Origin of the sequence: Mesorhizobium sp. B2-5-7, assembly GCF_006440875.1 — a bacterium.
Taxonomy (GTDB): domain Bacteria; phylum Pseudomonadota; class Alphaproteobacteria; order Rhizobiales; family Rhizobiaceae; genus Mesorhizobium; species Mesorhizobium australicum.
The window spans coordinates 993,569-1,006,874 of the sequence record NZ_VFUO01000001.1 but is presented as its reverse complement, the minus strand read 5'-3'; the positions used below and the strand labels follow the sequence as shown (position 1 = coordinate 1,006,874).

The following is a 13,306-nucleotide window of genomic DNA, read 5'->3' as shown; positions in this document are numbered from 1 at the left end:
GCGCGGCCGAGTAAACAAGACATCCGGGCGCGGGAGAGGGCTCTCGCGACCGGATGCACCAATTCTTCGGCCGGTGGGCCGACCACTCAGCGGGCATTCGGCCCGCGTTAGATGCAAGGGGTTTTCGAGGACCCCGAAAAGGAGAACGGCATGAACCAAGAGGTCATGAATCTCTTCAATCCGCAGGCGCCTGCGCAGGTGTTCGATTCCATCCGGATTTCGCTTGCCAGCCCTGAGAAGATTCTGTCCTGGTCGTTCGGCGAGATCAAGAAGCCGGAGACCATCAACTACCGCACCTTCAAGCCGGAGCGTGACGGTCTGTTCTGCGCGCGCATTTTTGGCCCGATCAAGGACTATGAATGCCTGTGCGGCAAGTACAAGCGCATGAAGTACAAGGGCGTCATCTGCGAGAAGTGCGGCGTCGAAGTCACGCTGTCGCGCGTCCGCCGCGAGCGCATGGGCCATATCGAGCTGGCGGCTCCCGTCGCTCACATCTGGTTCCTGAAGTCGCTGCCCTCGCGCATCGGCACCCTGCTCGACATGACGCTGAAGGATATCGAGCGCGTCCTCTACTTCGAGAACTACATCGTCACCGAGCCTGGCCTCACCGCGCTGAAGGAGCACCAGCTGCTCAGCGAGGAAGAGTACATGATCGCCGTCGACGAATATGGCGAGGACAGTTTCACCGCCATGATCGGCGCCGAGGCCATTCATGACCTTCTGGCCGGCATGGACCTGGAGAAGATCGCCGGCGACCTGCGTTCGGAACTGGCGTCGACCACGTCCGAGCTGAAGCAGAAGAAGTATCTGAAGCGGCTCAAGGTCGTCGAGAACTTCATGGAATCCGGCAACCGTCCGGAATGGATGATCATGAAGGTGGTTCCGGTGATCCCGCCGGACCTGCGCCCGCTCGTCCCGCTGGACGGCGGTCGTTTCGCGACGTCCGATCTGAACGATCTCTACCGCCGCGTCATCAACCGCAACAACCGCCTGAAGCGGCTGATCGAGCTGCGGGCGCCGGGCATCATCGTGCGCAATGAAAAGCGCATGCTGCAGGAAGCCGTCGATGCGCTGTTCGACAACGGCCGTCGCGGCCGCGTCATCACCGGCGCCAACAAGCGTCCGCTGAAGTCGCTGTCCGACATGCTCAAGGGCAAGCAGGGCCGGTTCCGTCAGAACCTGCTCGGCAAGCGCGTCGACTATTCCGGACGCTCGGTCATCGTCACCGGTCCGGAGCTCAAGCTGCACCAGTGCGGCCTGCCGAAGAAGATGGCGCTCGAACTGTTCAAGCCCTTCATCTACGCCCGTCTCGACGCCAAGGGTTACTCCTCGACCGTCAAGCAGGCCAAGAAGCTGGTCGAGAAGGAGCGTCCGGAAGTCTGGGATATCCTCGATGAGGTCATCCGCGAGCATCCGGTTCTCTTGAATCGCGCTCCGACGCTGCACCGCCTCGGCATCCAGGCGTTCGAGCCGATCCTGATCGAAGGCAAGGCGATCCAGCTTCACCCGCTGGTCTGCACGGCCTTCAACGCCGACTTCGACGGCGACCAGATGGCCGTTCACGTGCCGCTGTCGCTGGAAGCGCAGTTGGAAGCCCGCGTGCTGATGATGTCGACCAACAACATCCTGCACCCGGCTTCCGGCGCGCCGATCATCGTGCCGTCGCAGGACATGGTCCTGGGTCTCTACTACCTCTCGATCGTCAACCAGAACGAGCCGGGCGAGGGCATGGTGTTTGCCGACATGGGCGAACTCCAGCACGCGCTCGAGACCAAGGCCGTGACCCTGCACGCCAAGATCAAGGGCCGCTTCCGCACGGTCGACGCCGAAGGCAAGGTCGTGTCGAAGATCCATGACACCACGCCTGGCCGCATGATCATTGGCGAGCTTCTGCCGAAGAACGTCAATGTGCCCTATGAGACCGCCAACCAGGAGATGACCAAGAAGAACATCTCCAAGATGATCGACACCGTCTACCGCCATTGCGGTCAGAAGGAGACGGTCATTTTCTGCGACCGCATCATGGCGCTCGGCTTTGCCCATGCCTGCCGTGCCGGCATTTCGTTCGGCAAGGACGATATGCTGATCCCGGACACCAAGATCAAGCTGGTGTCGGACACCGAGGCTTTGGCCAAGGAGTACGAGCAGCAGTACAATGACGGCCTGATCACGCAGGGCGAGAAGTACAACAAGGTCGTCGACGCCTGGGCCAAGTGCTCGGAAAAGGTCGCCGACGAAATGATGGCCCGCATCAAGGCGGTCGAGTTCGAGGACAACGGCCGTCAGAAGCCGATGAACTCGATCTACATGATGTCGCACTCCGGTGCGCGCGGCTCGCCCACCCAGATGCGCCAGCTCGCTGGCATGCGCGGCCTGATGGCCAAGCCGTCGGGTGAAATCATCGAGACGCCGATCATCTCGAACTTCAAGGAAGGCCTGACCGTGCTCGAGTACTTCAACTCGACCCACGGCGCCCGCAAGGGTCTGGCCGATACCGCCTTGAAGACGGCGAACTCGGGTTACCTCACCCGTCGTCTGGTCGACGTGGCGCAGGACTGCATCGTCAACTCCGTGGATTGCGGCACCGACAAGGGCCTCACCATGCAGCCGATCGTCGATGCTGGTCAGGTCGTCGCTTCGGTCGGCCAGCGCGTACTGGGCCGTACATCGCTCGACGACATCACCCATCCGGTGTCGGGCGAGGTTCTGGTCAAGGCCGGAACGCTGATGGACGAGCGTGACGTCGAGCAGATCGAAAAAGCCGGCGTGCAGTCGGTCCGCATCCGCTCGGCCCTGACCTGCGAAGTCAGGATCGGCGTCTGCGCGGTCTGCTACGGACGCGATCTGGCCCGCGGCACCCCGGTCAACCAGGGCGAAGCCGTCGGCGTCATCGCGGCGCAGTCGATCGGCGAGCCGGGCACGCAGCTCACCATGCGTACCTTCCACATGGGCGGTACGGCGCAGGTGGTGGATAGCTCGTTCCTTGAAGCCTCCTATGAGGGCAAGGTCGAGATCCGCAACCGCAACGTGGTGCGCAACTCGGACGGCCAGCAGATGGTCATGGGCCGCAACATGGCGGTTCTGATCCTCGACGAAGCCGGCAAGGAGCGCGCCACGCACCGTGTCACCTATGGTTCGCGCATCTTCGTGGACGATGGCGACAAGGTGAAGCGCGGTCAGCGTATCGCCGAGTGGGATCCCTATACCCGTCCTGTCCTCACTGAAATCGAGGGCAAGGTGTCGTATGAGGATCTGGTCGACGGCATTTCCGTTCAGGAAACGGCCGACGAATCGACCGGCATCACCAAGCGTGAGGTCATCGACTGGCGTTCGACGCCGCGTGGCAACGACCTCAAGCCCGCGATTGCCATCCTGGACACCAAGGGCAAGGTCGGCAAGCTGTCGAAGGGTGGCGAGGCCCGCTTCCTGCTCTCGGTCGAGGCCATTCTCTCGGTCGAGCCGGGTGCTCAGGTTCGCCCCGGCGACGTGCTGGCGCGTATCCCGATGGAAAGCGCCAAGACTAAGGACATCACCGGCGGTCTGCCGCGTGTTGCCGAACTGTTCGAGGCACGTCGTCCGAAGGATCACGCCATCATCGCCGAGATCGATGGCACGATCCGCTTCGGCCGCGACTACAAGAACAAGCGCCGTATTATCATCGAGCCGCATGACTCGACGCTCGAGCCGGTCGAGTACCTGATCCCGAAGGGCAAGCCGTTCCATCTCCAGGACGGCGACGTCATCGAGAAGGGCGACTACATCCTCGACGGCAATCCGGCGCCGCACGACATTCTGGCGATCAAGGGCGTGGAGGCACTTGCTTCCTACCTCGTCAACGAGATCCAGGAAGTCTACCGCCTGCAGGGCGTCTCGATCAACGACAAGCACATCGAGGTGATCGTTCGCCAGATGCTGCAGAAGGTCGAGATCACGGTGCAGGGCGACTCGACCTATATCCCGGGCGACCACGTCGACGTGATCGAACTGGAAGAGGTCAACGAGCGCCTGGTCGAGGACGGCAAGAAGCCGGCCGAAGGCCAGCCGGTGCTCTTGGGCATCACCAAGGCATCGCTGCAGACGCCGTCCTTCATCTCGGCCGCCTCCTTCCAGGAGACGACCAGGGTGCTGACGGAAGCCGCGGTTGCCGGCAAGACCGACATGCTGCAGGGCTTGAAGGAAAACGTCATCGTCGGCCGGCTGATCCCCGCCGGTACCGGCGGCACGATGAGCCAGATCCGGCGCATCGCCACCTCGCGCGACGAACTGATCATCGACGAGCGCCGCAAGGCCTCCGGTGTGGAAGTCGCCGAGCCGATGCTGGCGGACATGACAACGGCCGCGCAGTAGGCGCGGCGGCAAAAATCTCAGGCAACAGAAGCCGTCGGGGCAACCCGGCGGCTTTTTCATTTTTGCGATCGGAGGAAAGCGGATGAACACGAAGACCTGGACGGCTGTCGATGACTACATCGTTTCTTCTCTTTTCGAGGCGGATCCCGTTCTCGACGCGGTTCTGGCGGCCAACCGCGGGCAGGGCCTGCCGGCGATCGACGTCTCGGCGGCGCAAGGAAAGCTGCTCTCGCTGCTGGTGCGCATCAGCGGCGCGAAGAAGGTGCTCGAGATCGGCACGCTGGGTGGCTATTCGACCATCTGGATGGCGCGGGGATTGCCTGCTGACGGCAAGGTCGTGACACTCGAACTCGATCCGCACCATGCCAAGGTCGCGCGTTCGAATTTCGAGCGGGCAGGGGTTGCGGACCGTGTGGAACTGCGTGTCGGTTCGGCGCTCCAGTCGCTCACAGAACTGGGCGGCGAGAATGCCGGCCCGTTCGATCTCATCTTCATCGACGCGGACAAGCCGAACAACCCGAACTATCTGGCCTGGGCCTTGCGGTTGTCGCGGTCAGGAGCGGTCATCGTCTGCGACAACGTCATCCGCGATGGTGCCGTTCTGGATGAAGATGGACGCGATGCCAATGTCGAGGGCGCCCGCGCGGCATTTTCATTCATCGGTGGAGCCCACCGTCTGGACGGCACCGCCATCCAGACGGTGGGCGCCAAGGGCTATGACGGGTTTGCGATTGCGATTGTCGACTGATACCAGGGCGGCCCAGCGACATCAGTCGAAAAACGCCTCGACCACGTTGCGCTTGCCCAGCATGAAGGCGTCGGCGACGTGCTGGAGCGGCGCAAGGTCCACATCCGACGTCCCGGCGTGCACGATTTCGGCAAAGCGCCGGTAGAGCATCGGATATTCCGCTTCCGGCTCCTCGTGTACGATATTGCCATCGACGGCGAGCTTCGAGCCGCCACCCGAGAGCACCATCTGTCCGGCATCCGTATCGGCCAGGATGTCCCAACTCTGCGGTCCGGTCTGCAACCAGTCGAGATCCATCGTCACATCCGATCCGTTCGCGGCCCGGAACGCGACCTGGGCCGCGATCGGCGCGTCACGGTTCGCCGGAAAGTCGAGCACGGCCGAAGTGATGTACATTGCCGGCAGGATGTAGGTTGCGATCGACAGCGCGTTGATGCCGGGATCGAAGACGCCGAAGCCGCCAGGCTGCCAGATCCAGTCCTGGTTTGGGTGCCAGCGGCGCACATCTTCCTTCCAGACGATCGCCGCCGATTTGATTTTGGTCGAAGCGAGGAATGTCCGCGCCGCTTCGACCGCCGGCGCGTAGCGCGAATGCCAGCTTGCGAACAGTGAGACGCCTTGTTTCGCCGCGAGCGCCTTCAGGTCCTCGACCTCGCTGACCGTGGCACCGGGCGGCTTTTCCAGGAAAACGTGCTTTCCAGCCTCGAGCGCCTTGCGCGCGGCTTCATAGCGGAACTGCGGCGGCATGCACAGCGACACTGCATCGAGTTCGGGGACCACGCCAAGCATCGTCTCGATGTCGGGGAAATTCACAATGCCATCGACCTTGCCGTGCCGGCTGGCCGCCGCGATCAGCTGGTAATCCCGATCCTTGGCCAGGGCGGGAAGGTGTTGGTCGCGGACGATCTTGCCGACGCCGACAATGCCGATTCTGATGGGCGAGATGGATGAGGACATGAGGCTCCGCCGGGATTGGACGACTGCGCGTCTCTTAGCAGATCGGCCATGACGGGCAAGCGTCGGCCGTGCCGGCTATCCAAACGAATCGCGTCACGGCAAGCACGGCAAGGAAGGACACCGCGCCCATGACACGCCCATGATCAGATCGGCGCGTCGAAGGTGACGATCGACACTTCGCCTTCGAGCGCGCCCTGGTAGGCCGACAGATGCGGCTCGTCGTCGGGCACCCCGTCCATATCGCCGATCTGGTCCAGCTCGGCCTCGGCGTAACCTTCCGCCGCCAGCGATTCGAGGGCGCGTCGCACCGCCGAATCGTCGTCAGGAGCGACCAGCATGACATGCACGCCTTCCACCTTGCCGCCTTTGCGCTTCCACACCCGGCCGGTGATGATGGTGACCGGGCGTTCTTCATTGTCGTTCACGGCTGATTCCTCCTGGCAAGGGCGGGCGAGGGGATGTTGAGTGCTCAGGCCGCCTTTTCGCATAGAGAAAGGGCGCGCAAAAGCCAAAAGCCGGTCACTTTCTTCCTCGGCATTGCAAAATCGCGAAAGAAAATTACATGCGGTTTTCGCATGGCTGCCAAGTCCCGGCTTCGATGCAATATTTGCCACTGCGGGCTTGACGGTTCGCGGGCTTACGAGTAGAAGCCGCCCAGTCAGAACCGATGTGAGGCTCTCCCTTCCGAAGCGACACGCTTTGGAGTTTGCCTCAAACAGGGTTCGTTTTACGAGCGAAAAGACATTTCCGGCGTGCACGAAGCGGTTTCCGCTTCCTCTGCGATTTGTTCGGGCAAGACCGCGAGGCGCGGTTTGTGGCCCGAATTTGCGTATGGAAATGACGCTTTGAGCGAGCCTTGACCGGCACGAGACACGGAATTGAGAGACAAGAGGGTTTAATGCCTACCGTCAACCAGCTGATCCGCAAGCCGCGCATTGCGCCGGTGAAGCGCAACAAGGTCCCGGCCATGCAGCAGAACCCGCAGAAGCGGGGCGTCTGCACGCGCGTCTATACAACGACGCCGAAGAAGCCGAACTCGGCGCTGCGCAAGGTGGCCAAGATCCGCCTGACCAATGGTTTTGAAGTGATCGGTTACATCCCCGGCGAAGGTCACAACCTTCAGGAGCACTCCGTGGTCATGATCCGCGGCGGCCGCGTCAAGGATCTTCCGGGCGTGCGCTACCACATCATCCGCGGCGTGCTCGACACGCAGGGTGTGAAGAACCGCAAGCAGCGCCGTTCGAAGTACGGCGCCAAGCGTCCGAAGTAAGGCGTCCGAAGTAAGATTTTTCGGCCTTGGTGCTGCTTGAATGCGCCGGGCTACGAGATTGAGAGACAAAAGCCATGTCGCGTCGTCACAGTGCAGAAAAGCGTGAGATCAACCCGGATCCCAAGTTCGGCGATCTGATCGTCACCAAGTTCATGAATGCCGTCATGTATGACGGCAAGAAGTCGGTTGCCGAGACCATCGTCTACGGCGCGCTGGACCAGGTCCAGTCGAAGACCAAGCAGGAGCCGGTCACCGTCTTCCATCAGGCGCTCGACAATGTCGCGCCGCATGTGGAAGTGCGTTCGCGTCGCGTCGGCGGCGCCACCTACCAGGTTCCGGTCGACGTGCGCCCCGAGCGCCGCCAGGCGCTGGCGATCCGTTGGCTGATCGCCGCGGCCCGCAACCGCAACGAGACCACCATGGTCGACCGCCTCTCCGGCGAGCTGATGGACGCGGCCAACAACCGCGGCACCGCCGTGAAGAAGCGTGAAGACACCCACAAGATGGCAGAAGCCAACCGCGCTTTCGCGCACTACCGCTGGTAAAGCGCGAACGAGACTGAGAGGCAGCTACGATGGCCCGCGAATACAAAATCGAAGACTACCGCAATTTCGGTATCATGGCGCATATTGACGCCGGCAAGACGACGACCACCGAGCGCGTCCTCTATTACACGGGCAAGTCGCACAAGATCGGCGAAGTGCACGACGGCGCTGCCACCATGGATTGGATGGAGCAGGAGCAGGAGCGCGGCATCACCATCACGTCCGCCGCGACCACGACCTTCTGGAAGGCTCGTGACGGCAAGATGCACCGCTTCAACATCATCGACACCCCCGGACACGTCGACTTCACCATCGAAGTCGAGCGTTCGCTGCGCGTGCTCGACGGCGCCATTGCGCTGCTCGATGCCAATGCCGGTGTCGAGCCGCAGACGGAAACCGTCTGGCGCCAGGCGGACAAGTACCGCGTTCCGCGCATGATCTTCTGCAACAAGATGGACAAGATTGGCGCCGACTTCTATCGCTCGGTCGAAATGATCGGTTCGCGCCTCGGCGCACATGCCGTCGTCATGCAGCTGCCGATCGGCGCCGAGACCGAATTCAAGGGCGTCGTCGACCTGGTCGAGATGAATGCACTGGTCTGGCGCGACGAGACGCTGGGCGCTGCCTGGGACGTCGTCGAGATCCCGGCCGACCTTCAGGCTCGTGCGGAAGAATATCGCGAGAAGATGATCGAAGCCGCCGTCGAAATGGACGAGACGGCGCTTGAGAATTACCTCGAAGGCAAGATGCCGTCGAATGACGAGATCCGCGCGCTGATCCGCAAGGGCACCATCGCGGTGAAGTTCTACCCGATGTTCTGCGGCTCGGCCTTCAAGAACAAGGGCGTGCAGCCGCTGCTCGACGCCGTCGTCGAATACCTGCCGTCGCCGGCCGATGTTCCGGCCATCAAGGGCGTCGATGCCAAGACCGATGCCGAGATCGAGCGTCACGCCGACGACAACGAGCCGCTTTCGATGCTCGCCTTCAAGATCATGAACGACCCGTTCGTCGGTTCGTTGACCTTTGCCCGTATCTACTCGGGCAAGCTCACCAAGGGCATCTCGGTTGACAACACCGTGAAGGGCAAGAAGGAGCGCATTGGCCGCATGCTTCAGATGCATGCGAACTCGCGCGCCGACGTCGAAGAGGCTTTTGCCGGCGACATCGTCGCCCTGGCCGGCCTCAAGGACACCACCACCGGCGATACGCTGAGCGATCCGCTGCACCCGGTCATCCTCGAGCGCATGGAATTCCCCGATCCGGTCATCCAGATCGCCATCGAGCCGAAGACCAAGAACGACCAGGAAAAGATGGGCCTGGCCCTTCATCGCCTGGCCGCCGAGGACCCCTCCTTCCGCGTCAAGACCGACGAGGAATCAGGCCAGACCATCATTTCTGGCATGGGCGAGCTTCACCTCGACATCATCGTCGACCGCATGCGCCGCGAGTTCAAGGTTGAAGCCAACGTCGGTGCGCCGCAGGTGGCTTACCGTGAAACGATCACTCGCAAGCACGAGCAGGACTACACGCATAAGAAGCAGACCGGCGGTACCGGTCAGTTCGCCCGCGTCAAGATCCTGTTCGAGCCGAACCCGGAAAGCCCCGAGTTCGAATTCGATACCAAGATCGTTGGCGGTGCTGTTCCGAAGGAATACATCCCGGGTGTCGAAAAGGGCATCAACAGCGTCATGTCGTCGGGTCCGTTCGCGGGCTTCCCGATGATCGGCGTCAAGGCGACGCTCATCGACGGCGCATACCACGACGTCGACTCCTCGGTGCTCGCCTTCGAAATCGCCGGCCGTGCCTGCTTCCGTGAAGCCGCGCCCAAGCTCGGCGTACAGCTGCTCGAGCCGATCATGAAGGTCGAGGTCGTCACGCCGGAAGATTACGTCGGCAGCGTCATCGGTGACCTGAACGGCCGTCGCGGTCAGATCCAGGGCCAGGAAGCACGTGGCGTCGCGGTGGTTATCAACGCGATGGTGCCGCTCGCCAACATGTTCAAGTATGTCGACAACCTGCGCTCGATGAGCCAGGGCCGCGCGGCCTACACGATGCAGTTCGATCACTACGAGCCTGTGCCGACCGCGGTCGCCCAGGAAGTCCAGAAGAAATACGCGTAGCCCCGACGGGTTGCAGCAGTAACTTAAATCAAGGCCCTCACGGGCGAGCAGGATTGGAGACATCACATGGCAAAAGGTAAATTCGAGCGCACCAAGCCTCATGTGAACATCGGCACGATTGGTCACGTCGACCATGGCAAGACGTCGCTGACGGCGGCGATCACCAAGTATTTTGGCGAATACAAGCGCTACGACCAGATCGACGCGGCGCCTGAAGAGAAGGCGCGCGGCATCACGATCTCGACGGCTCACGTCGAATACGAGACCGCCAACCGCCACTATGCCCACGTCGACTGCCCCGGCCACGCCGACTATGTGAAGAACATGATCACCGGTGCCGCGCAGATGGACGGCGCGATCCTGGTCGTGTCGGCCGCCGACGGCCCGATGCCGCAGACCCGCGAGCATATCCTGCTTGCCCGTCAGGTCGGCGTGCCGTCGATCGTTGTGTTCCTGAACAAGGTCGACCAGGTCGACGACGCCGAGCTGCTCGAACTGGTCGAGCTCGAGGTTCGCGAACTGCTGTCGAAGAACGAATTCCCCGGCGACGACATTCCGATCGTCAAGGGTTCGGCGCTGGCTGCACTCGAAGATTCGGACAAGAAGATCGGCGAGGACGCGATCCGCGAGCTGATGGCTGCGGTCGACGCCTACATCCCGACGCCGGTTCGTCCGCTGGACAAGCCGTTCCTGATGCCGATCGAGGACGTGTTCTCGATCTCGGGCCGCGGCACGGTCGTCACCGGCCGCGTCGAGCGCGGCGTGGTCAAGGTCGGCGAGGAACTGGAGATCATCGGCATCCGTCCGACGACCAAGACGACCTGCACGGGCGTGGAAATGTTCCGCAAGCTGCTCGACCAGGGCCAGGCTGGCGACAACATCGGCGCGCTGCTGCGCGGCGTTGATCGTGAAGGTGTCGAGCGCGGCCAGGTTCTGGCCAAGCCGGGCACGGTGAAGCCGCACAAGAAGTTCGTGGCCGAAGCCTACATCCTGACCAAGGACGAAGGTGGCCGTCACACGCCGTTCTTCACCAACTACCGTCCGCAGTTCTACTTCCGCACGACCGACGTGACCGGCATCGTGTCGCTGCCGGAAGGCACCGAGATGGTGATGCCCGGCGACAACATCACGGTCGATGTCGAGCTGATCGTGCCGATCGCCATGGAAGAGAAGCTGCGCTTCGCCATCCGTGAAGGCGGCCGCACCGTCGGTGCCGGCATCGTCGTCACCATCAAAGAGTAATTTGGACTTAAACCGATCTGTCGCGGGCGCCGGAGTTGCCCGCGCCGCGCCAGAACAAGGAAGTGACGCATGAACGGACAGAATATCCGCATCCGCCTGAAGGCGTTTGATCACCGCGTGCTTGACGCCTCGACGAAGGAAATCGTGTCGACGGCCAAGCGCACCGGGGCAAACGTCCGCGGCCCCATTCCGCTGCCGACGCGGATCGAAAAGTTCACGGTCAACCGGTCGCCCCACGTCGACAAGAAGAGCCGCGAGCAGTTCGAGATGCGCACGCACAAGCGTCTGCTCGACATCGTCGATCCGACCCCGCAGACGGTCGATGCTTTGATGAAGCTCGATCTGGCCGCCGGCGTCGACGTCGAGATCAAGCTCTAAGGGAATGAGAGCGCGGTAAGGGGCGGTGCCCCTGGCCCGGAACTCTAAAGGAATTGAACCGATGCGTTCAGGTGTGATTGCAAAGAAGGTGGGAATGACCCGCATCTATAATGATGCCGGGGAACATGTTCCCGTCACCGTTCTCCAGATGGAGAACTGCCAGGTCGTGGCACAGCGCACGCAGGAGAAGAATGGCTACACCGCCGTTCAGCTCGGCGTTGGCCTCGCCAAGGTGAAGAACACGTCGAAGGCGATGCGCGGCCATTTCGCGACCGCCTCCGTCGAGCCGAAGGCGAAGGTCGCCGAGTTCCGCGTCTCTGCCGACAACATGATCGACGTCGGCGCCGAGATCACCGTCGACCATTTTGTCGCCGGCCAGAAGGTCGATGTGACGGGCACGACGATCGGCAAGGGTTTCCAGGGCGTCATCAAGCGCCACCACATGGGTGGTGGCCGCGCGACCCACGGTAACTCGGTCTCGCACCGTACACACGGCTCGACCGGTCAGCGCCAGGACCCGGGCAAGGTGTTCAAGGGCAAGCATATGGCTGGTCACATGGGCGACACCCGCGTGACGACACAGAATGTCGAGGTCGTTTCGACCGATGCCGACCGCGGCCTTATCCTGATCCGCGGTGCGGTTCCCGGATCGAAGGGCGCCTGGATCCTGGTCCGCGACGCGGCCAAGGTGGCACTACCGGCCAATGCGCCGAAGCCCGCCGCGATCCGCGCCGTTGCGGCAGCTGCTAAGAACGAGGCTCCGGCCACAGAGGGAGCGGAATAATGGATCTCAAGATCACAACGCTCGGCGGCAAAGACGCCGGCAAGGTGGAACTTTCCGACGGAATTTTCGGCCTTGATCCGCGCGAGGACATCCTGCAGCGCGTCGTGCGCTGGCAGCTTGCCAAGAAGCAGCAGGGCACGCACAAGGCCAAGGGCCGCGCCGAAATCGCGCGCACCGGTGCCAAGATGTACAAGCAGAAGGGCACGGGCCGCGCCCGTCACCACTCCGCACGCGCTCCGCAGTTCCGCGGCGGCGGCAAGGCCCACGGCCCGGTCGTTCGCAGCCATGAGCATGAACTGCCCAAGAAGGTTCGTGCGCTCGGCCTCAAGCATGCCCTTTCGGCCAAGGCCAAGAGCGCGTCGATCATCATCATCGACGAGCTGAAGCTGACCGAGGCCAAGACCAAGGCGCTGATCGCGAATTTCGCGACGCTGGGCCTGACCAACGCCCTGGTGATTGGCGGCGCCGAGCTTGACAAGAACTTCAAGCTGGCAGCCACCAACATCCCCAACATCGACGTGCTGCCCATCCAGGGCATCAACGTCTACGACATTCTGCGCCGCGGCACGCTGGTCCTTTCGAAGGCCGCCGTCGAGGCTCTCGAGGAGCGCTTTAAATGACCGACCTTCGTCACTACGACGTGATCGTCTCGCCGGCGATCACTGAAAAGTCGACCATGGCCTCCGAGCAGAACCAGGTCGTCTTCAACGTCGCCAAGAAGGCGTCGAAGCCCGAAATCAAGGCCGCCGTCGAAGCGCTGTTCGGCGTCAAGGTGATGGCCGTGAACACGCTTGTCCGCAAGGGCAAGATCAAGCGCTTCCGCGGCACGATCGGCCGCCAGAGCGACGTCAAGAAGGCGATCGTGACGCTGGCCGACGGCCAGTCGATCGACGTCGCGACGGGTCTCTGAGCAAG

General features: G+C 62.4%; 12 protein-coding genes. 10 read left to right on the top strand and 2 right to left on the bottom strand.

What is annotated here, in order from left to right; genetic code table 11:
* The first annotated feature begins 150 nt into the window (after positions 1-150).
* Both rpoC and FJ543_RS04950 read left to right on the top strand, forming a co-directional pair.
* Positions 151-4,347, top strand: a complete 4,197-nt coding sequence (gene rpoC / locus FJ543_RS04955) for a DNA-directed RNA polymerase subunit beta' (protein ID WP_140874001.1) — start codon at positions 151-153, stop codon at positions 4,345-4,347.
* A gap of 82 nt (positions 4,348-4,429) precedes the next feature.
* Positions 4,430-5,095: an O-methyltransferase gene (locus FJ543_RS04950; RefSeq protein ID WP_140873999.1), complete on the top strand. Its 666-nt coding sequence runs from the start codon at positions 4,430-4,432 to the stop codon at positions 5,093-5,095.
* A gap of 21 nt (positions 5,096-5,116) precedes the next feature.
* Here the strand turns inward: FJ543_RS04950 and FJ543_RS04945 are convergent, their stop codons facing one another.
* Both FJ543_RS04945 and FJ543_RS04940 read right to left on the bottom strand, forming a co-directional pair.
* Positions 5,117-6,040 (bottom strand): Gfo/Idh/MocA family oxidoreductase, encoded by a 924-nt coding sequence (locus tag FJ543_RS04945; RefSeq protein ID WP_181173932.1) that lies wholly within the window; start codon positions 6,038-6,040, stop codon positions 5,117-5,119.
* Positions 6,041-6,195: 155 nt separating this feature from the next.
* Positions 6,196-6,477 carry a hypothetical protein gene (locus FJ543_RS04940; RefSeq protein ID WP_015317988.1) on the bottom strand — a complete coding sequence of 94 codons (282 nt, stop codon included), beginning with the start codon at positions 6,475-6,477 and terminating at the stop codon, positions 6,196-6,198.
* A 473-nt stretch (positions 6,478-6,950) separates the two neighbouring features.
* Here FJ543_RS04940 and rpsL point away from each other — a divergent pair, with 473 nt between their 5' ends.
* The 8 genes from rpsL to FJ543_RS04900 all read left to right on the top strand — a co-directional run bounded on the left by rpsL (position 6,951) and on the right by FJ543_RS04900 (position 13,301).
* Positions 6,951-7,322 (top strand): 30S ribosomal protein S12, encoded by a 372-nt coding sequence (gene rpsL / locus FJ543_RS04935; RefSeq protein ID WP_006333356.1) that lies wholly within the window; start codon positions 6,951-6,953, stop codon positions 7,320-7,322.
* A gap of 74 nt (positions 7,323-7,396) precedes the next feature.
* Positions 7,397-7,867, top strand: coding sequence for a 30S ribosomal protein S7 (gene rpsG / locus FJ543_RS04930; RefSeq protein WP_008875664.1), 471 nt, complete (start codon positions 7,397-7,399; stop codon positions 7,865-7,867).
* A gap of 29 nt (positions 7,868-7,896) precedes the next feature.
* The gene (fusA, locus tag FJ543_RS04925) at positions 7,897-9,987 is read left to right on the top strand and encodes an elongation factor G (protein WP_015317987.1); all 2,091 of its coding nucleotides are present in this window, start codon (positions 7,897-7,899) and stop codon (positions 9,985-9,987) included.
* A gap of 66 nt (positions 9,988-10,053) precedes the next feature.
* A complete protein-coding gene (gene tuf, locus FJ543_RS04920; RefSeq protein WP_015317986.1) occupies positions 10,054-11,229 on the top strand; it encodes an elongation factor Tu in 1,176 nt (391 codons plus the stop codon).
* A 69-nt stretch (positions 11,230-11,298) separates the two neighbouring features.
* A complete protein-coding gene (gene rpsJ / locus FJ543_RS04915) occupies positions 11,299-11,607 on the top strand; it encodes a 30S ribosomal protein S10 (RefSeq protein WP_010909272.1) in 309 nt (102 codons plus the stop codon).
* 61 nt (positions 11,608-11,668) lie between these two features.
* Complete coding sequence (gene rplC, locus FJ543_RS04910; protein WP_015317985.1) at positions 11,669-12,391, top strand: 50S ribosomal protein L3; 723 nt, start codon at positions 11,669-11,671, stop codon at positions 12,389-12,391.
* Positions 12,391-13,011 (top strand): 50S ribosomal protein L4, encoded by a 621-nt coding sequence (rplD, locus tag FJ543_RS04905; RefSeq protein ID WP_015317984.1) that lies wholly within the window; start codon positions 12,391-12,393, stop codon positions 13,009-13,011. The genes rplC and rplD overlap by 1 nt, the downstream gene beginning before the upstream one ends.
* Positions 13,008-13,301, top strand: coding sequence for a 50S ribosomal protein L23 (locus FJ543_RS04900; RefSeq protein ID WP_010909275.1), 294 nt, complete (start codon positions 13,008-13,010; stop codon positions 13,299-13,301). Before rplD ends, FJ543_RS04900 begins: the two co-directional genes overlap by 4 nt.
* The last annotated feature ends 5 nt before the right edge of the window (positions 13,302-13,306 follow it).